We start from the raw sequence: 17,184 nt of genomic DNA on the forward strand, positions 1-17,184 counted from the left end.
CCTATCCCCGAACCACTGTCATCAGCTCCACCTCAAGGTCGGCCGGGGCGCCGGTCCAGTGGAGGGCAAGGGTATGCTCCCGCTCCACCAGATGCCACTGGTCACCGGTTGAGTCCACGGCGAAATAATGGGTATCGGCGCGGCGCGGCAACTCTTGGGGTGGTACCGGCAGGTGGCTCAGACCGATGCCGGGAAGCGCCCGGGCGGCCAGGACCGGCAGGTGTTCGCGGGCGCTGAGCTTGGCTGCGGTTTCAAGGGACAGGAGAAACTCCGCCGACTCCGCGGAGGTGCGCAGGGCCAGGTAGTAGCGGTTGCCTGCCCCGAAGACGGCCGGCTTAAGGTCGGCACTGAAGAAGGTGCCGTCGTGGGTGAGGCGGATCACGTGATCGGGACCGGCGGTGATCTCATCCATCAGCCGGGCGATGAGGTCGCGGGCCGCGGCAAAGCATTCTCCCAGGTTGCGGTGGTCATAGGGGGGGAGAAGGCGGAAGCCGTCGTCCAGTTCGCCCAGGGCGGAGACCCGCTCGGAAAAGGAGGCGAGTTCGCCGATGAGCTGCCGCAGCGCACCGTAGACGTCCCACGGGTGAACCTGGCGGTCCTCGGTCAGGTGAAAGAGGCCGGGCACATACCGGTTGAGGGAGCGAAGCGCCAGCAAGTAGACCATGTCCCGGGAGCCGAATCCGGCGTTCTGGATGCCCCGTTGTTTCTTGTGTTCCTCGAGCTGGCGGCCCCGGGCCGCCACCTGGTCGCGGATCTCCCGGACGATGCGGGACAAGGACTCGCTTGCGTCCAGGGAGAGGGACGGCGGAATGAAGCGGCCGGAAAGCCGCACCTGCCCCCCGAAGCGCTCCAGCCGGGCCACGGGGATCAGGTGCCAGTCGCCCAGTTGCTCCCGCTCGTGGTCCCAGAAGATCTTCAGCACATGCCGCAGTCGCTTCACCTGCCCCGGCGGCCCGCCGGCATGGAGGTCCCGGACCTCATCCGGCTCGGCCGCCGCAACAAAGCGGGTGGCAACCCCAGCAAGCCCTTCGAGCCGCTCCGCCACAGTGACGTTCTCTCCCGCGCCCTGCCACTTACGCAGCCCCACGTGCACCAGGAGCGGGCGATCTCCTTCGATCCGGGAGTCGTCAAAGGAGCGGGGTTCACAGAGGGCGTTCCCGCCGATGACCGCCCAGGTACCGTCGGGAAAAAGGAACGAGCCGGCAAGGATCGAGAAGACCCGGGTGCCGAGGGCGCTCTCCTCGATCTCCAGCTCGCCCGCCCCCCAGAAATAGGGATGAAGATGCCGGAAAAGCGGATCGAGGCGCCCCTGGACCGACAGGTCATGGAGCTGAAAATGCTGGGGCTGGAGAAAAAGCCCCTGGTGCCAGTAAAGGGGGGGATGGGCGGTCATGGCTTCGGGGACTCCTCCCTGACATCCCGAATCTCCTGGGGACCCAGGTGCAGCCGGATATGGACCTGCCCCGGCCTCGCGAGCTTTATCCGGCTGATGAACCCCACGGTTTCTTCCACGGCCGGAATGGGGTAGAGCCGGACAGACCGTTCCTTGTCGAGCAGGAAGTACCCCGCCGCAAAGCCGATGTAGCGGGCGCCTTCGGCCCGGTCCAGGACCTCGGTCAGTTCCTGGCCGGGCTGGATCACGACTCGCCCGGCGGTTGCCACGGCTGGGTCGAACCGGCTGCACTCAAGCAGCTTCGCCGGACCGTCCGCTTCGTTCCGGAACTGGTTGAAGGCGTTCGGATCGCGGAGCTGATAGATACAGGCCACAAGGGCGTGGGGGCTGTTCTGGTAGAGGTTCAGCCGGGGGTCCCCGGTGAAGCTCAAGCGGATGGCCTCCCTTTCAAACCCCCACTCCACCGGCGGCCTGATCTCCGGGGACGAGGCACAGGAGCAGAGGCACGCAACGACAGACCAACTCAGCAACAAAGCGGCACGACGCTTCATCGGCTTCTCCCGGGGTGCTGTGATCGATGGCAAAGGGACAGGGTACGGACAGCAAGGCGGAATTTATTAATCACAATACATTTAATGCAGACTTATTATCATTTATTAGTACATGCTGTCAATGGACAGTAAGAAACAGCGCTACGCGCCGTTGGGGGCGGAGGGAGGGAGCCCTGCGCCGGGAATGGCCGGAACAGTGTGGCGGTGGGAGATGTAGTGAAATGGTAACCATTGACGCGAGAGGCATCGGCGCGTTAACCTCCCTCCTTGAAAGGAGAAATGTGCCATGACCCTGATTCGGCTTCTGTTGCGGATGCTGATTCCGTCGCTCGCCCTGGCCGCCCCTTTTCTTGCAGCCTGCACCACCGTCACCGGGGAGCGGGTTGGTCCCCAGGCCCCGGGAATCGGCTTCGAGGAGACACCGGCCGTCGACCGGACCGACCGGCAGCACGCCTCTGTCCCGCCGGTGGTCCAGCCCCCGCCACCGCAGCCGCCGGAACCGCTCGCGACTCCGGCGGCCGCCGCGCCGGCCTTGCTCCGCATCGGACCGGAGCACACGTATGTGAACGCCCGGCGCGGGCCTTCACCCCGCACGAAGGTGGTGGCTGTCCTGAGGAGCGGCACACACCTGGAGCTGCTGGGGGAACAGGGACGCTGGCTGCGCGTTCGCTGGCAGCACGGCGGGAAAACGGTGGAGGGATGGGTCTACCGGAGGTTTGTGGAGGGGAATGGGCAGTGAGCCGCAGGGCCCGCAGGCCGGCGCATGAACCCCGCATGCCCGCGGGAGCGGCGCCGGTTCATATCTTGCCCTTCAGGCTGTACACATAGGCCAGCACCTCCGCCACCGCGGTGTACAGGCTCTCGGGGATGGGCTGCCCCTCTTTGACCTGGGCATAGAGCTCGCGGGCCAGGAAACGGTTCTCCACGAGCATGACGTTGTTCTCACGGGCGATGGCCTTGATGGTCTGGGCCATATGGTCGACGCCCTTGGCCAGCACCAGCGGCGCGGCCATGGTCTCGCGTTCGTACTTGAGCGCCACGGCGTAGTGCGTCGGGTTGGTGACGACCACGTCGGCGGTAGGAATCACCTTGCGCAGGCGTTTCTGGGCCTGCTGAAACTGCATCTGACGGATCTTACCCTTGACCTTCGGGTCCCCCTCAGACTCCTTGTGCTCGTCCTTGACCTCCTGCTTGGTCATTTTCAGATTGTCGATGAAACGCCACTTGACAAAGGCCAGGTCCAGCACCCCCAGGATCAGGAGCACGCCGCAGGTGTGGATGACCAGCTTGAAGGCCAGGTGCCTGAAGACCTCCAGGATCCCGGCCAGGTCGGTATCGGCCAGGAAAAGCAGTCCGTCCATCTCGTCCCGCATGATCTTGTACGACATGTAGCCGACAATGACGATCTTGAGGACGGCCTTGAGCATCTCCACCAGGGAGTCCTTGTTGAAGAGCTTCTTTGCGTTAGTGGCCGGATTGAGCTTGTCCAGCTTGAAGGTGATCCGCTCGCTGTTCATGGAGAAGCCCACCTGGACCATGGTCGTTGCGAGCCCCGAAATCACCACCACCAGCATGAACGGCATGACCACGCTGAGAAATACCAGGAACAGCTTGATGAGGAGATGTTCGACGCTTGCTTCGGTCAGGTGAAACGTTCCCATGGAGCCGAGCAGTTCGCCGCTGGTCCGCTTCAGGGTGGTAAACATGAAGCCGCCGGTGGTGTACAGGGCAACCATGGCGGCGATGAGGGTTACGGTGGAGGTCAGGTCCCGACTGTGGGGAACCCCTTTCTTTTTCGCCTCGTCCAGCTTCTTTGCTGTTGGTTTTTCTGTTTTCGAATGTTTGTCGTCAGACATGCCCTCATCCCTTGCCCATGAGCTTCATCATGGTCTTGAGCTGTTCGTCGAGCATGCCAAAATGCCCCTGGACGGTGTGGAGGAAGAGAGGGAGGGAAAGCCCCAGGATGATGAACCCGATGCCGATGTTCAGGGGCATACTGACGAAAAAGACGTTCATCTGGGGGAACGAGCGGGCCATGATGCCGAGCATGACACTGGTCGCCAGGAGCGTGACCATCACCGGCGCCGCGAGCCGGACCGCCAGGACGAACACCTCGCCGATGGTGGTCACGATGAACTGGAGAAGCCCGCCGCTCATGTGCCACGCCCCCAGGGGGAGGACGTCGTAGCTCTGGACCAGCGCCCCGATGAAGATGTGGTGCATGCCCAGGGAGAGGAACAGGAGCGTGGCCAGCATCTCCAGGATGATCGACATGATCGACAACTGGCCTCCCTGGGACGGGTCGAACTCGGTCACGATGGTAAGGCCGATCTGGACGCTGGCGATCTGGCCGGCGAACTCGACGGCGGCGAAGATGATCAGGGACAGCAACCCAAGCGACACGCCAACCAGCACCTCCTGCACCATGAGGAACCCCAGGGAGAGCATGTCGGTCGGAAACTGCGGCATCTTTCCCTTGATGATGGGGAAACAGACCATGGTCATGGCGAAGACGAGCAACGCCTTGATGGGGGTCGGCACCCGCCGGCCGCCAAAAATGGGAATGGCTGCGAAGATGCCCGCCATCCTCCCCATCACCAGGGTGAAGAAGGCCACGTCGTTGACCGTGGGGAATGGTGTGGTCAGTGGAAACATGGGTGTCGGCGTCCCGGCGGAGCGCTGTCACTCGCCGAAGCTGACGGTCCTCACCGTCGCATGGTGGCGATGAGGGCGTAGACTTCCCGGGTGAAGTCGCTCATGTAGTTCATCATCCAGGGGAAAAAGATCACCAGGGCGACCATGACGGCGATGATCTTGGGGGCAAAGGCAAGGGTGGCCTCCTGGATGGAGGTGACCGCCTGGAAGATGCTGACGGCAAGTCCGACCACAAGGCCGGAAATGAGCAGGGGAGCGGCCAGCATCAGCGTCACCTCGAAGCTGCGGCGGGCAAGCTGTACGACGAGATCGGGACTCATGACAAACCTCCGCTACCCAAAGCTTTTTATCAGGGAGCCGATCACCAGCCCCCACCCGTCCACCAGGACGAAGAGGAGAATCTTGAACGGCAGTGAGATCATGACCGGCGGCAGCATCATCATACCCATGGACATGAGGACCGAAGCCACCACCATGTCCACCACCAGGAACGGGATGAAGACCAGGAAGCCGATCTGGAAGGCGGTCCGCAGCTCGCTGATCATGAAGGCCGGAATGAGGGTCAGGGTCGGGATGTCGTCGGCAGTGCGGGGCCGCGGCAGCTTCGAAAGATTCAGGAACAGGGCCAGGTCCTTCTCGCGGGTCTGGGAGAACATGAACTTCCGCATGGGAGCCACCGCCCGCTTCAGGGCCTCGTCCTGGGTGATCTGGGCCGTCCGGTAAGGCTGGATCGCCTGGGTGTTCACCTGCTGCCAGACCGGGGCCATGACGAAAAAGGTCAGGAACAGGGACAGAGCGACGATGATCTGGTTGGGGGGCGCCTGCTGGGTGCCGATGGCGTGGCGCATGAACGACAGCACCACCGCGATCCGTGTGAACGAGGTGGTCATCATGAGGAGCCCCGGCGCCAGGGACAGCACCGTCATCAGGAAGAATATCTGGAGGACCACCGACACATCGCCCGGTTTGGTGGCCTTGCCCACCCCGATGCTGACGCTGGGCAGCGCCAGGGGCTCGGCGGCGGCCGCCAGCGAGGCGGTCAGCAGGACGACGCAGAAAGCGATGAAAGGGATTCGTTTGAACATCGGGACACCGTCCATGGTGCTCAGGCTTTTCCTTCCCCGGCGCGGCGCTCGGGGGCATCGGCACGCCCCTGTTTCATGGCGGCGAGCCGTGTCGTGACCGCGTCCAGCTTGCCCTGGAAAAGGGTGGCGAGGGGGGTGCGCCCGGCGGTTTCGTCGAGCACCTCGATCTCCTCCAGGATGTCTATCTGCTTGATGAACGAGAGATTGTCGCCGGAAGAGCCGAGCAGGAGAAACTCGCCCCCCACCTCCACCAGGACCAGCGACTTCTTCGGCGCCAGGTAGCGGGTTTCCACCAGCCGGATGTGGCGTTCGGTTCCCTTGCCGTGGACGCCGGGCCTAAACCACCGGTTCGCCGCGTAATAGGCCAGATAGATGAGTCCCAGCACCAGGGCGAGGGAGGCCAGCATCTGGACGAACACGGTGGCGAAGCTGAAATTCGCTCCGCCGGCGGCCTCTGCGGCCCGGGCGACGCCGGGGAACGCCAGGGCCAGGGCCGTGGCTGACGCCTGCTGTTTCACAGGACTTTCTCCACCCGCTCGTTGGGACTGACGATATCCACGAGCCGGACCCCGAACTTCTCGTTGACCACCACCGCCTCGCCGCGGGCGACGAGCTTGGAGTTCACGAAGACGTCCAGGGGCTCTCCGGCAAGCTTGGTCAACTCCACCACCGCCCCCTGATTGAGCTGGAGCACGTCCTTGACCAGGATCTTGGTCCGGCCCAGCTCCACCGTGAGCTGAAGCGGTATATCGAGGATGAACTCCAGGTTCTTGCGGTCCAGTTCACCGTCTTTGGTTTCTTCTTTCGTGAGGTCGCTCACCGCTGTTCTCCCTTGCCTACGACGTTCGTGATCTGAAGTGCCTTGTTGCCGTGGCGTATGCCCGGCATTCCCGTGAATTTGGGCACCCCGCCGACCTTGACCGTGAGATCGCTGGTGCAGGGGGTATCAAGCATGATGGTATCGCCGGGGACCAGGCTGAGCAGGTCGTTGAGGCTGATGACCGCGCCGCCGACCTCCACCGACACGTCCAGGGGAGCCTCCAGCAGCTCCTTGGACAACCGGAACGACCACTGGGGATCGATGGCCATGAGGTCGAACTGGGCGCCGGACTTGAGCTTGTCCCGAATCGGCTCGATGGTCATGTAGGGGACGGCGAAGACCATCTTACCCTCGATCTGGTCGATCTGGATCTCCATCTCCATGGTCACCACCTGGTACTCGGGGGGGACGATGTTCACGAGCCGCGGGTTCATCTCCATCCGAAGCAGGCTCATCTTGGCCGCATAGAGCGGCGCCCAGGCCTTTTCCAGATCGACGAGCATGTCCTGAACGATCTTCTGGACCAGCCGCAGCTCAATGGAGGTGAACATCCGGTTGGCGCTCGTCTGGACCGACGTCATGCCGGTTCCTCCCAGGATGCAGTCCACGATGGTGAAGACGAGCGTGCTGTCGAAGGCGATCAGGGCCGCACCCTTGAGCGGATCGGCCTTGTAGATCGCCATGCAGACCGGCGAAGGGAGGGTCTGGATGAAGTCGTCGAACTTGTACGACCCGGCCCCGAGCTTCTTGATCTCGACGATGCGCCCCAGCCGGTTCGACAGGGTCCCCCGCTGGTAGCGGATGAAACCGTCGTAGATGATGTCCAGGTTGGGAACGAGCCCCTTGTGGGCTTCACTGTTGAAGAGGTCGTAGGAGTGGGCGGCGCCCTGCTCCTTGGCCAGTTCCCGGTCGGGCTCGATCTTCCCCTCGAACACCGCGGCGAGCAGCGCCTCTATCTCTTGCTTGGTGAGGATCTTCTCCATGGAGATTCCTCCGCCTCCCTTGACGTCCCGTTGGCTACTGGACCACGAAATCGGTGAAATAGACCTTGCTCACCTTGCCTGGCGGCAAAATCTTGTTGGCGGCCACGAGGATTTCGTCCCGCAACTGGTTTTTCCCCTGGAGGTCCTGGATGTCCTGGAGGGTCTTGGTGGTGAGCAAAACCAGAATGGCATCGCGCAGGGGCGCCTGACGGGCCTCTATTTCCGTCTTGGCGTCCGGGGCAGCGGTTTCGAACTCGACCTTTACCCGGAGATAGCGCAGTTCCTGGCCGTCGTAAATATTGACGATGAACGGCTCAAGCGCGAACGCGGTGGTCGTCGCTCCGGCCGCACCCTCCTTGCCGCTCTCGGCCTTTTGCTCGACCTTGGCCGCGGCCTCGCCTTCCTTGCCCTTTTCTTTCTTGCCTCCGCCCATGAACACTACGGCAAGGGCGATAATCACCACGGCAGCAGCGCCGATGATGATGAAAAGCTTTTTCTTGTCCTCTGGCACACCCTCGGCGGGTGCCTTTTCGTCCGCTGCCATCAGACTCCTCCTTCTGTATTGATTGAAATCCTTGGGACTCTACGTACCGTTACGGCTATTGCAACCGAAATGCCAGAAACTGCTTTACGGCATCAATGGAATACTACGCGAAAAAACACCCTGATATTGGTAACTAATGCGGAGAAGCGCGGGATTGGGCAGATACGGCAATCATCCGGTACGGAAGCAGCCACGTCGGACTTTTGACAAGGCAGGCAAAGATTCGGCGATGGAATGGGCTGGATGCCCCCGGCTGGCACGCGAAAACCGGCAGATCGTCAAAAAAACGACAAGCCCCGGCAAACATCGGACCGTTGCGCCCGGCGGGGAGGAACGCGCTCTCCCCCCGCCGGGCGGCCAGTGGCTGGTTACCGCTTGAGACTGAGTACTTCCTGCAGCATCTCGTCGGCCGTGGTGATCGTCTTGGAGTTGGCGGAGTAGCCGCGCTGGGTGGTGATCATTTTGACGAACTGGGCCGCCATGTCCACGTTGGACTGTTCCAGGGAGTTGGCCAGGATTTTCCCGACGCCGGGGGCGCTGGCGTCGGAGAACAGGGGCTGTCCCGATTCGAGGGTTTCCTCGAAGAGGGTGCCTCCCGCCTTGGACAGGCCGGCCGTAGAGGAGAACTTGGCCAGGGCCACCTGGTAGAGCTTCTGGAGCTGGCCGTTGGAGTACACGCCGTTCACGTATCCCTTGTCATCGATGGTAACCTTGGTGAGGGTACCCTGGTAGTAGCCGTCCTGGGTCTGGGAGGAAACCACCGAGGCGCTGGCGTACTGGGTGGTGGCGCCGACGCCCAGGTCGAAGAAGATCGGCTGGGGTGCGGCGACGCCACCCGTGAAGGTGATGTTCTGGGCCGCGCTGGCCAGGGGAGTCTGGCCGGTGAGGGCACCGGTCTCATCGAAGGTGAGGGTCCCGTCGATGGGGCTGGTGCTGCTGCCCGGCGTGCCGGCCACGGCATCGGGAAGGATGACGTGCCAGTCCCAGGTGTTATCGGCGGTTTTACGGAAATATGCCGTGGCAGTGTGGGCATTGCCCTGGGAATCGTAGACCGACAGGCTGGTCGAGAAGTTGGACGTGGCAACCGGGTTGGCGGGGTCCCATGCCAGGGCCGGCGTAGTCTGGGTGGAATCCAGGTTCACCACGAACTTGACGTTGGAGGTCTGCTTCGGCGGCGTGGTGGCGAAGTTGGTCAGGTCGATGGGCTTGAGCACGCCGTCGGCGAGCCCGGACGAGGGAATGATGCCGTATCCCATGACCTGATATCCCTCCGGGTTCACCAGGGTTTTGTCCTTGTTGAAGGAAAAGGCGCCGGCACGGGTATAGTAGCGGCCGCTGGTGTTCTGGACCACGAAGAAGGAATCACCCTGGATGGCCAGGTCAGTGCCGCTCTCGGTGCTCTCGAAGGAGCCCTGGGTGAACTGGTTTTCAACGGTCTGGATCTGGACGCCGCGGCCGATCTGGGAGCCGCCGCTGATGGTGCTGGAGAGGACGTCCGAGAAGAGCATCCGGCCCTGCTTGAAGCCGATGGTGTTGACGTTGGAGATGTTGTTGCCGATGACGGACATGGCCTCGCCGTTGGCGTTGAGGCCGCTGATGCCGGTGTAAAGTGCGGATGTGACGCTCATTGATGTGCCTCCGTGGGTGCGACAGCGCTCCGGCTGCCGCCCGGGTTGACTGGAACGCCTCGGTCGGTCGGCGTCCCATGGGCCCCCGTGAAGGTCCGGCCCATTGTTCGTTGTTCGTTTCTTCCCTGCCCATTAAGGTTCCCGGTCCCTGGTCCCCGTTTCCTAAATGATCACTGCCGAATCGATGTTGGTAAACACATTTCCCTGCATGCTTGCCCGATCCATGGCCGTGATGACTGTCCGGTTTCTGACACTCACCACGAGGGCTGCGTCGCCGAGCATGATGAGCGACTCACGGCCCCCCTTCTGGGCCACGCTCTCCACGGCTCCTTCCAGCCGCTTCAGGTCCGTGTCGCTGAAGGTGATTCCCCGAGACTGGAGCCGCTGCTGGGCATGACTCGAGAATTTCACCTCCTGGGCCGGAAGCTTGCCGTCGAGAATCCTGGCAAACCCGCCCGGCTTGCCGGCCGGTTGTGCCGGCTGGGGTTGCGACTGCGAGCGACCCGGGTTGATGGGAAGCGGTTCGGGGAAGTAGATGGAATCAATCATCCCTGAATCACGCTCCTTTCACAGAGAGTATGTTGCCGAGCGGTACATTGATGCCGCCGATGGTTATGTAGGGTTCCTCTCCCTCCAGCATGACCCCTTCGGCCCGGCCGAGGAGCAGCGGAGCGCCGTCAAAGGCCTCTCCCTTGGCGTTGGTCCCCGAGACGGAGAAGGTGTAGCGTCCCTCCGGGAGCGTATTCCCTTTTTCGTCCTTGCCGTCCCACGTTATGGAACCGTCTCCCGCCTGGGTGCTCCCCAGAGTCAGGGTCCGGACAACGGTGTCGGTGTCATCCTTGATTTTGATGGTCACCTTCTGGGCGGTGGCGGGAAGTCGGTAACCCAAGGTGGGCTGGGTGCCGCCGGTGAGTTTGATCAGGTTGCCGCTGGCCGTGATCTCCTTGCCGATGAACGAGACCGCCGAGAGGCTCGTCGCCCCGTTCACGAGGTTGAGAAGATCCGAGAGGTTGCTGTTGGTGTTGTAGGCCTGTTCGACCTGGGTGAGTTGTGCCAACTGTCCGATGAACTCCGTGCTGTCCTGGGGATTGAGCGGGTCCTGGTTCTGGAGTTGCGTAACGAACAGCTTGAGGAAGTCGTCCTTGTTCATGCCGGTGGACTTCTTCATGGCCGCTGCGGCTGCCGTGGTGTCGTTGGTAACGCCGTAAACCACGTTGTTGTACCTCCTTTCCTTCTGTCAGAGCCTCACGTCGACGAGGCCGTTTTCGCGCCGGTCGGTAACGTAGTGGCGCGTGTCTTCCATTGCGGCTTGGACGTCCCCGTCGAGTTCTTCACCACGGGCAAAGGAGAAATGGGTTCCTCCCTGGCCTGCCTGCCCCCCCTCGCGGAAGAGCTGGTGCTCGAACCCCTGGCCGGTGCCGGTGGAAACGTCGAAACCGGTCATGGTCAGGTTCTGGCGGGAAAAGTTCTCCTTCAGGTTGTCGAGGTTGTTGAGGAGAATGTCCCTTATCTGGCCGTTGGCCGCCACTACATCCACCTTGACCTGCTGGTCCGCCACCCGGACGTTGATCGTGAGCTCGCCCAGTTCCGCCGGGTTGAGCCTGATGCTGATCCGGCCGTTGCCGTTGGGCTCGCGGGCCGTGACAGCGTCCCGGACCTGGGCCATGATGCTGTCGCGGAGCGAGTGCGACGACTCCGGCGTCGGCCTGGCTTCGGCCGGCTGGGCGGCAGAGGTCTTGCCCGCCTCGTGGCTGGCATGGCTGGCAACGGCATCCTTCATCGCCGTGGACTCCTTGCCGGTGAACGCCTGGTCGCGGCCTTCGGCGAAGTGCTGCTCGCCTGAGCCGTCCCTGACGGTCACTTCCACGTCCAGCGCCTTGACCGGACTCCCGGTTGCTGCATCGGTCCGGACTTCAGCGGACCTGAGCTCGACCGGGCTGACGGTGTCGGCCTTGCCTGCCGGGATACCTTCCGCATGCCTGGCGGGTATCCGGTCGGGATAGGCAGCGGTTGGCCCCATGGTGCGTACCGGAGGCCGGGTTTCCGCGGTCGCCTCCTCCGTCATGCCGACGGACTGGGGCGATTGCTCCGCTTCAGGGAGGACATCGGCTCCCGCCTGGCGGACCGGGGTCCGTTCGACGGCAGCGTTCAGCACCTCCACCGATTTTTCCGCCGCGGTTTGTCCGGCCGGGACGGAAGAAGCGGCTGCAACCGGTGCTTCCGTCGGCGTGGCTTGCGCCATGGAGTGGGCCATGGTCGATGCGGACGGCTCGGCCACGGTCGTGGTGACCGGAGACGAAACCGGCGCAACGGGCGCTGCCGCTGCCGTTCCGGATGAAGAGGCGGCGGATTCCGGTGCAGGCGCGGCCTCTGCGGGCAGAGGTAGCGGGATGGGCGGAGCCAGGCTTGCCAGGGCCGCATCGGTGGCGGAAGGGTTCTCCTGGTCCTGGTTCCGGGCGGCATTCTCAGGAGACCCGCTCGACGCATCCGGTACTTCCTGAGTGGCTGCGTTCGTCGTGACGGGCGGCATGAGCAACCCGGCAAAGAGCGAGGCGAAGAGACTGTCGTTGCCGGCAGGCTGGGCAGGGGCTTCAGACGGGACTCCGCCGGCCGGCACGACCTGCGGGGCGATCTGGATCAACTGCATGATTTCCATACGTGTTCACCTCCTTTCGTGTGGGATGGAAACGCTGCAGAGAGCGCTTTCCAATGCCATGCTATTCTGTTGTCAAGGAACTGACTCTCAAACAAAACGACGCACGGACGCAACCTGTCGCGGCATTGCTGCCGGTGGTGCATAGTGCGTCCGTGCGTCCTGACTGGTGCGGCGGGCGGCCTTCCGTGCCTTCCCGCCTTCTGCTTCGTGCGTCTACTTGGCCGCCAGGCTGTGGCGGGTCCAGCGCAGCGCCCGCTCCTGCTTCATCAACGGCAGGAGCTTGGCAACGCGTTTCTGGTCCATCTCGTTCAGGATTTCGAGAACCTCCCCCTCGTCCATCTTGTCGAGGAGCTGCGCCGCCTCGGCGGGCTTGAGGGTCTTGTACACCTTGAGCATCTTCTGGTAGTTGGCGCTTTGTACCTTCTTGCGGGCATCCAAGGAGCGGTCCAGGGCCGCCTTGGCCGCCTCCAGCTCCTTTACCCGGGCTTCGAGCTTGGCCGAAAGGTTCTTCAGTTCCTGTTCCTTCACGGCCAGGGCCGCCTCACGGGCCGCCACCTGCTGGCGCTTGGCCTCCACCAGGGCCATCTCGCCGGCAACGCTCTTGGCACCGGCCGCAGCCATGGGAGCCTGAGCCTGGGGCTCGCCGGCCGCCGACTGGGCACCGGCGGGCGGCGACGATACCGGCGGTGCCAGGAGGAGCACTCCCGACATCACCACAATCGTTGCCAGGAACGACTTCTTCATTACCGCGCAACCTTCTGCAGCGCCATCTCGTCCAGGAAAGCCCGCTCACGCTCGGCCATCTCCCGGCGGAAGGCGCGCATCTGCTTCTCCTTGAGGAGTTCCAGGGCCTTCTTCTCCTTGGCGGCGTCCATGAGATCCTCGCGTTTCTCGCTCATCTTCCGGTTCAGGTTATCCACTTCGATCCGCTGGAACTGGATGTCCATGTGCTTACGGGCAAAAAAGTCCGCATAGAGCTTCAGCTCATTGGCCGTGGTGCCGACGGCCTGCTTGTTGTTGTACTCCACCCGGGCGCGGTCGGCCTCGGCCTCGTGCCGGCTCAGCACGTCGGAGGCATGTTCGAACTCGTGCCGGGCCGTGGCGAACTCCAGCTTTTTGACCTTTTCCACTTCCTTCCGGTAGTTGAGAACCTGCTGTAACTGAAAACCGTGCTTGTGCGTCATGACGGGCTCCGGAACATGGCGGTTTCAGGAGAAATTCCCCCTGTTCCCTTCCTCGTGCAATCAGAGTGCCATCCCCTCATCGAAGATATCGGCAAGTTCCGTTATCGACTGTTCCATGGAAACCCCGTCGTGGATTCCCTGGCGGATGAAGTTGACCATGCCGTCCATCTTGGCGATGGCATAGTCGATGGTCGGGTTCGATCCCGGCTTGTAGGCGCCGATGTTGATCAGGTCCTCGGCTTGGCGGTAGGCGGCGAGCAACTCCTTGAACCGGGAGGCGAGCTGCTGCTGGCCCCGGTCGGTCACGTCGTTCATGACCCGGGAGGCGCTGGCCAGGATATCCAGGGGAGGATAGATGGCCCGGGCCGCCAGTTCCCGGTTCAGGACGATGTGGCCGTCCAGGATGCTCCGCATGGCATCCGAGATCGGTTCATTGAAATCGTCCCCCTCCACAAGCACCGTGTAGAGGCCGGTGATGCTTCCGTCCAGAAAGCTGCCGGTCCGCTCCAGGAGCTTGGGCAGCGCCGCAAAGACCGACGGGGTGTACCCCTTGGTGGTGGGCGGCTCGCCGATGGCAAGCCCCACCTCCCGCATGGCCATGGCAAAACGGGTGGCCGAGTCCATCATCAGCAGCACCTTCTTCCCCTGGGCCTGGAAATACTCGGCAATGGTGGTGGCGATATAGGCGCCCCGCATCCGGACCAAGGGGGGCTGATCGGAGGTGGCCACCACGACCACGGACTTCTTGAGCCCCTCCTCCTGGAGGTCCTTCTCGATGAATTCGCGCAGTTCGCGCCCCCGCTCCCCGATGAGGGCGATGACGTTCACGTCCGCTTCGGTGTAGCGGGCGATCATGCCCAGCAGTGTCGACTTTCCGACACCGGACCCGGCCATGATTCCGACACGCTGCCCTTCGCCGCAGGTGAGCAGCGCATTGATCGCCCGGATGCCCAGATCCAGCGGCTGGCGGATCGGCCGCCGCTTCATGGGGTTCACCGGATTGGCGTAGATGGGGTACTCTTCACGGATGGCCAGGGGGCCCTTATCGTCGATGGGCACCCCGAGTCCGTCGATGACGCGCCCCAGCAGCCCGGGGCCCACGCCGAGGGAGGCTTTTTTCCGCTTGACCGAGATGAGGCTCCCGAGCCCCACCCCGCGCAACTCGCCCAGGGGCATCAGCAGCGTCTTGTTGTCCCGGAAGCCGACCACCTCGGCCGGGATGGGATCGCCGTCATTGGGGTGGACGAGACAGAGGGTGCCGACCGCCGCATCGGGGCAGAACCCCTCGATGACGAGCCCCACCACCTGGGTCACCTTGCCGTGGAACCGGATCGGCTTCATGGCATCCACGGCGGCGAGATAGCGAGAAAGATCAATCCTGGACATCGTCGCGCGGTCTCTCTTCACGTCCCTTGACCCAGGCGCCCTGTCCCTTGAAGGGGGCGATGGTCTCCTCGCCGCCAAAGGCGAGGTCGGCATGGGAGTCAACATCCGGTACGCTTGACGGCTCCACGGGAGCGCTGCGCTCCTCCAGCAGCGAACGGTAGATCTCGTCCAGTTGGGCCTCGATCCGGGCATCCACCGTGCCGGTGGCGGTTTCTACGAGACATCCCCCCGGGCCGATGGTTTCATCGGGGGCGAGGGTTATGGCCGATTCCTCGCCGAGCCCCTCAAGGAACGCCTGGCGGTTGACCGAAACCTGGGCGTAGTCGTCAGGGTTCAGGCGGACCACCACCCGGTCCCGCTCGGTGCATCCCCCCACCGCTGCGGCAACAATGGCCGCCAGTACCTGGGGGTCCTGTGCCACCTCCCGCTGGACGATCTTGCGGGCGATCATCACCGCGAGCCGCAGCAGATCCTCCTCGCTCTCCTTCATGACACGGCTGCGCAGGCCGGTCAGGGCGGCGACTCCGTCCCGCAGGGACTTGAAGACATTGGCGAGCCCCCGTTCCGCCTGGCGGCGCCCCTCGTCCATGCCGTTGCGGAAGACCTCGTCCACCCGGGACTGCAGCTCATCCTCGGCCAGCACCACCTTCCCCTCGAGATCGAACGGGACGACCGGCGCCGGTTCGGGCTCCTCCTCGAGCAGAAGCCCCGGCAGGGGCGCCGGCGCACCCAGGGCACAGGGGACGAAACCGTCGGCTTCCGGCGGCAGTTCCGACGGCGCTTCAGCGGCAATGAAGCCGAAGCTGTAGCTGCGGATGGCCTGGGGCGGCAACTGGTCCACCTTGATGATGCGGGAAGCCTTAGACGAGGACATCGTCGCCTCCGCGACCGGCAAGCACCACCTTGCCCTCTTCCTCCATGCGGCGAACGATCTTGATGATCTCCGACTGCCCCTTCTCCACGTCCGACAGGCGGACCGGCCCCATGACCTCCAGGTCTTCCTTGATCATCTCGGCGGCGCGGCTGGAGATGTTGCGGAAGATCTTCTCCTTGATCTCGTCCGGCGCGGTCTTCATGGCAAGGGTCAGGGTGTCGTTGGAAACCTCCCGCATGATTGCCTGGATGGAGCGGTCGTCCAGCTTGAAGATGTCTTCGAAGGTGAAGAGGTGCTTGCGGATGACCTCGGCCAGGGGCGGGTTGAGGGTATCGAGCTTCTCGAGGATCTGCTTTTCCTTGCTCCGGTCCAGGTGGTTGAACATGTCGACGACCTTTTCCACGCCGCCGACCTTGTAGCGCTGGACACCGCCCATGGCGGTCAGTTCCCGCTTGATGACCTCGTCGATGTCGGCAAGTATCTCGGGTGAGACCTGATCGACGTCGGCGATCCGCATCACCACCTCTGCCTGGAGCCCCTGGGGGAGCATGGAGATGATCTCGCCGGTCTGCTTGGCCCTCAGCTTGGCCAGGATGACGGCGATGGTCTGGGGATGCTCCTGGGAGAGGAAGTTGGCAATGGTCTTGGCATCCAGGTTGGCAAGGACGTCGACCATGTCGCCAAAGCTCGACGACTGGAGCTCCTTGAGAAGGATCTCCGCCTTCTGGGGCCCCAGGGTCTGCTCGAGAATCTTGCGGACGAACTCCTCACCCTGGGAGAAAATGCCCGTCTCGGGGTTGGTGAGGGAGGTGTACTCCGTCACCACGTCCTGGATGACGTTGCGCGGCACATGGCCCAGAGTCGCCATGCTCTTGGATATCTTCTTTATCTCGTCGTCGTCCAGGTGCTCGAATACCTTCGAGGTCGCTTCGGGACCCAGGTAGAGGAGCAGTATGGCCGCCTTATCGGTTCCGGTCATGGATTCGAGCCCTATTCCTCACCCTTGTCTCGCAGCCAGTTCTGGATGATCTGGGCCGCTTGATAGGGTTCCTGCTTGATCTTGTTGATGAGCTCCATCTGGCTCACGGTCTGGTTGCCGATCTGCAGCCGATGGATCTCTGCGATCTGGTTGAGGGCATCCTCGGCCGTGGGGATCGGCTCGAAGGTAGTGCTCTTTTCCGGCCTGAGGATCTTCAGGAGCGGCCGCACCACAAAGAAGAGAAGCGCCAGGAAGCCGAAGCCGATCAGGCCGTTTTTCAGCAGGGAGAGGAAAACGGGGGCGTTCCACCATTGGTCTGCCTCGCCGGCCCCGGCATCGCCCGTATCCTGGAACGGGATATTGACGACCGTCACCTGATCGCCCCGCTCGGCATTGAAGCCGACCGAGCTTTTCACCAATGCATCGATCTTCTGGAGTTCGTCCGG

Annotated in this window: 21 protein-coding genes; 1 reads left to right on the forward strand and 20 read right to left on the reverse strand. The window is 63.1% G+C overall.

Annotated elements, in window-relative coordinates:
* Position 1 precedes the first annotated feature (1 nt).
* Together tssK and tssJ are read right to left on the reverse strand one after the other, a co-directional pair.
* On the reverse strand, positions 2–1,393 hold the full coding sequence (gene tssK / locus AC6CDK_RS13675) for a type VI secretion system baseplate subunit TssK (RefSeq protein ID WP_192904931.1): 1,392 nt from the start codon (positions 1,391–1,393) through the stop codon (positions 2–4).
* A complete protein-coding gene (gene tssJ / locus AC6CDK_RS13680) occupies positions 1,390–1,944 on the reverse strand; it encodes a type VI secretion system lipoprotein TssJ (protein WP_192904932.1) in 555 nt (184 codons plus the stop codon). The genes tssK and tssJ overlap by 4 nt, the downstream gene beginning before the upstream one ends.
* A 286-nt stretch (positions 1,945–2,230) precedes the next feature.
* Here tssJ and AC6CDK_RS13685 point away from each other — a divergent pair, with 286 nt between their 5' ends.
* Positions 2,231–2,683: an SH3 domain-containing protein gene (locus AC6CDK_RS13685; protein WP_192904933.1), complete on the forward strand. Its 453-nt coding sequence runs from the start codon at positions 2,231–2,233 to the stop codon at positions 2,681–2,683.
* A gap of 58 nt (positions 2,684–2,741) precedes the next feature.
* Here AC6CDK_RS13685 and flhB read toward each other — a convergent pair whose 3' ends face one another.
* From flhB to AC6CDK_RS13775, 18 genes are all read right to left on the reverse strand, one after another.
* Positions 2,742–3,800 (reverse strand): flagellar biosynthesis protein FlhB, encoded by a 1,059-nt coding sequence (gene flhB / locus AC6CDK_RS13690; protein WP_039648042.1) that lies wholly within the window; start codon positions 3,798–3,800, stop codon positions 2,742–2,744.
* Positions 3,801–3,804: 4 nt separating this feature from the next.
* The gene (fliR, locus tag AC6CDK_RS13695) at positions 3,805–4,599 is read right to left on the reverse strand and encodes a flagellar biosynthetic protein FliR (protein WP_039648040.1); all 795 of its coding nucleotides are present in this window, start codon (positions 4,597–4,599) and stop codon (positions 3,805–3,807) included.
* Positions 4,600–4,649: 50 nt separating this feature from the next.
* Entirely contained in the window at positions 4,650–4,919 is a 270-nt protein-coding gene (gene fliQ / locus AC6CDK_RS13700; protein ID WP_010941093.1) for a flagellar biosynthesis protein FliQ, read from the reverse strand.
* A gap of 12 nt (positions 4,920–4,931) precedes the next feature.
* Entirely contained in the window at positions 4,932–5,684 is a 753-nt protein-coding gene (gene fliP / locus AC6CDK_RS13705; RefSeq protein WP_226048140.1) for a flagellar type III secretion system pore protein FliP, read from the reverse strand.
* Between the two features lie 20 nt (positions 5,685–5,704).
* On the reverse strand, positions 5,705–6,202 hold the full coding sequence (gene fliO / locus AC6CDK_RS13710) for a flagellar biosynthetic protein FliO (protein ID WP_066356844.1): 498 nt from the start codon (positions 6,200–6,202) through the stop codon (positions 5,705–5,707).
* Complete coding sequence (gene fliN / locus AC6CDK_RS13715) at positions 6,199–6,504, reverse strand: flagellar motor switch protein FliN (RefSeq protein WP_052269463.1); 306 nt, start codon at positions 6,502–6,504, stop codon at positions 6,199–6,201. The genes fliO and fliN overlap by 4 nt, the downstream gene beginning before the upstream one ends.
* Positions 6,501–7,487 (reverse strand): flagellar motor switch protein FliM, encoded by a 987-nt coding sequence (fliM, locus tag AC6CDK_RS13720; protein ID WP_039648033.1) that lies wholly within the window; start codon positions 7,485–7,487, stop codon positions 6,501–6,503. The genes fliN and fliM overlap by 4 nt, the downstream gene beginning before the upstream one ends.
* Before the next feature lie 34 nt (positions 7,488–7,521).
* On the reverse strand, positions 7,522–8,031 hold the full coding sequence (locus AC6CDK_RS13725; RefSeq protein WP_039648031.1) for a flagellar basal body-associated FliL family protein: 510 nt from the start codon (positions 8,029–8,031) through the stop codon (positions 7,522–7,524).
* Positions 8,032–8,399: 368 nt separating this feature from the next.
* Complete coding sequence (locus tag AC6CDK_RS13730; RefSeq protein WP_039648029.1) at positions 8,400–9,659, reverse strand: flagellar hook protein FlgE; 1,260 nt, start codon at positions 9,657–9,659, stop codon at positions 8,400–8,402.
* Between the two features lie 162 nt (positions 9,660–9,821).
* A complete protein-coding gene (locus AC6CDK_RS13735; RefSeq protein ID WP_039648026.1) occupies positions 9,822–10,208 on the reverse strand; it encodes a TIGR02530 family flagellar biosynthesis protein in 387 nt (128 codons plus the stop codon).
* A gap of 7 nt (positions 10,209–10,215) precedes the next feature.
* On the reverse strand, positions 10,216–10,872 hold the full coding sequence (locus AC6CDK_RS13740; RefSeq protein ID WP_039648023.1) for a flagellar hook assembly protein FlgD: 657 nt from the start codon (positions 10,870–10,872) through the stop codon (positions 10,216–10,218).
* Positions 10,873–10,896: 24 nt separating this feature from the next.
* Positions 10,897–12,315, reverse strand: coding sequence for a flagellar hook-length control protein FliK (locus tag AC6CDK_RS13745; protein WP_039648022.1), 1,419 nt, complete (start codon positions 12,313–12,315; stop codon positions 10,897–10,899).
* A 213-nt stretch (positions 12,316–12,528) separates the two neighbouring features.
* Positions 12,529–13,059: a MotE family protein gene (locus AC6CDK_RS13750; RefSeq protein ID WP_226048141.1), complete on the reverse strand. Its 531-nt coding sequence runs from the start codon at positions 13,057–13,059 to the stop codon at positions 12,529–12,531.
* Positions 13,059–13,499: a flagellar export protein FliJ gene (gene fliJ, locus AC6CDK_RS13755; RefSeq protein WP_039648020.1), complete on the reverse strand. Its 441-nt coding sequence runs from the start codon at positions 13,497–13,499 to the stop codon at positions 13,059–13,061. The genes AC6CDK_RS13750 and fliJ overlap by 1 nt, the downstream gene beginning before the upstream one ends.
* Before the next feature lie 60 nt (positions 13,500–13,559).
* Positions 13,560–14,885, reverse strand: a complete 1,326-nt coding sequence (locus AC6CDK_RS13760; RefSeq protein ID WP_039648018.1) for a FliI/YscN family ATPase — start codon at positions 14,883–14,885, stop codon at positions 13,560–13,562.
* A complete protein-coding gene (locus tag AC6CDK_RS13765; protein WP_192904935.1) occupies positions 14,872–15,759 on the reverse strand; it encodes a FliH/SctL family protein in 888 nt (295 codons plus the stop codon). Before AC6CDK_RS13765 ends, AC6CDK_RS13760 begins: the two co-directional genes overlap by 14 nt.
* Positions 15,746–16,738, reverse strand: a complete 993-nt coding sequence (gene fliG, locus AC6CDK_RS13770; protein WP_039648014.1) for a flagellar motor switch protein FliG — start codon at positions 16,736–16,738, stop codon at positions 15,746–15,748. Before fliG ends, AC6CDK_RS13765 begins: the two co-directional genes overlap by 14 nt.
* An 11-nt stretch (positions 16,739–16,749) precedes the next feature.
* The coding region (locus tag AC6CDK_RS13775) for a flagellar M-ring protein FliF C-terminal domain-containing protein (protein ID WP_496639882.1) at positions 16,750–17,184 on the reverse strand (435 nt) is incomplete at its 5' end.

The organism is Geobacter sp. PheSNFMC (genome assembly GCF_059620965.1).

What these genes read in the sequence shown, in the direction of transcription:
- AC6CDK_RS13765 (WP_192904935.1), bottom strand. Translation starts at nt 15,759, where the DNA reads ATGTCCTCGTCTAAGGCTTCCCGCATCATCAAGGTGGACCAGTTGCCG.
- tssJ (WP_192904932.1), bottom strand. Translation starts at nt 1,944, where the DNA reads ATGAAGCGTCGTGCCGCTTTGTTGCTGAGTTGGTCTGTCGTTGCGTGC.
- fliG (WP_039648014.1), bottom strand. Translation starts at nt 16,738, where the DNA reads ATGACCGGAACCGATAAGGCGGCCATACTGCTCCTCTACCTGGGTCCC.
- AC6CDK_RS13745 (WP_039648022.1), bottom strand. Translation starts at nt 12,315, where the DNA reads ATGGAAATCATGCAGTTGATCCAGATCGCCCCGCAGGTCGTGCCGGCC.
- fliJ (WP_039648020.1), bottom strand. Translation starts at nt 13,499, where the DNA reads ATGACGCACAAGCACGGTTTTCAGTTACAGCAGGTTCTCAACTACCGG.
- tssK (WP_192904931.1), bottom strand. Translation starts at nt 1,393, where the DNA reads ATGACCGCCCATCCCCCCCTTTACTGGCACCAGGGGCTTTTTCTCCAG.
- AC6CDK_RS13760 (WP_039648018.1), bottom strand. Translation starts at nt 14,885, where the DNA reads ATGTCCAGGATTGATCTTTCTCGCTATCTCGCCGCCGTGGATGCCATG.
- fliM (WP_039648033.1), bottom strand. Translation starts at nt 7,487, where the DNA reads ATGGAGAAGATCCTCACCAAGCAAGAGATAGAGGCGCTGCTCGCCGCG.
- AC6CDK_RS13725 (WP_039648031.1), bottom strand. Translation starts at nt 8,031, where the DNA reads ATGGCAGCGGACGAAAAGGCACCCGCCGAGGGTGTGCCAGAGGACAAG.
- AC6CDK_RS13685 (WP_192904933.1), top strand. Translation starts at nt 2,231, where the DNA reads ATGACCCTGATTCGGCTTCTGTTGCGGATGCTGATTCCGTCGCTCGCC.
- AC6CDK_RS13750 (WP_226048141.1), bottom strand. Translation starts at nt 13,059, where the DNA reads ATGAAGAAGTCGTTCCTGGCAACGATTGTGGTGATGTCGGGAGTGCTC.
- fliQ (WP_010941093.1), bottom strand. Translation starts at nt 4,919, where the DNA reads ATGAGTCCCGATCTCGTCGTACAGCTTGCCCGCCGCAGCTTCGAGGTG.
- AC6CDK_RS13730 (WP_039648029.1), bottom strand. Translation starts at nt 9,659, where the DNA reads ATGAGCGTCACATCCGCACTTTACACCGGCATCAGCGGCCTCAACGCC.
- flhB (WP_039648042.1), bottom strand. Translation starts at nt 3,800, where the DNA reads ATGTCTGACGACAAACATTCGAAAACAGAAAAACCAACAGCAAAGAAG.
- fliR (WP_039648040.1), bottom strand. Translation starts at nt 4,599, where the DNA reads ATGTTTCCACTGACCACACCATTCCCCACGGTCAACGACGTGGCCTTC.
- fliP (WP_226048140.1), bottom strand. Translation starts at nt 5,684, where the DNA reads ATGTTCAAACGAATCCCTTTCATCGCTTTCTGCGTCGTCCTGCTGACC.
- AC6CDK_RS13735 (WP_039648026.1), bottom strand. Translation starts at nt 10,208, where the DNA reads ATGATTGATTCCATCTACTTCCCCGAACCGCTTCCCATCAACCCGGGT.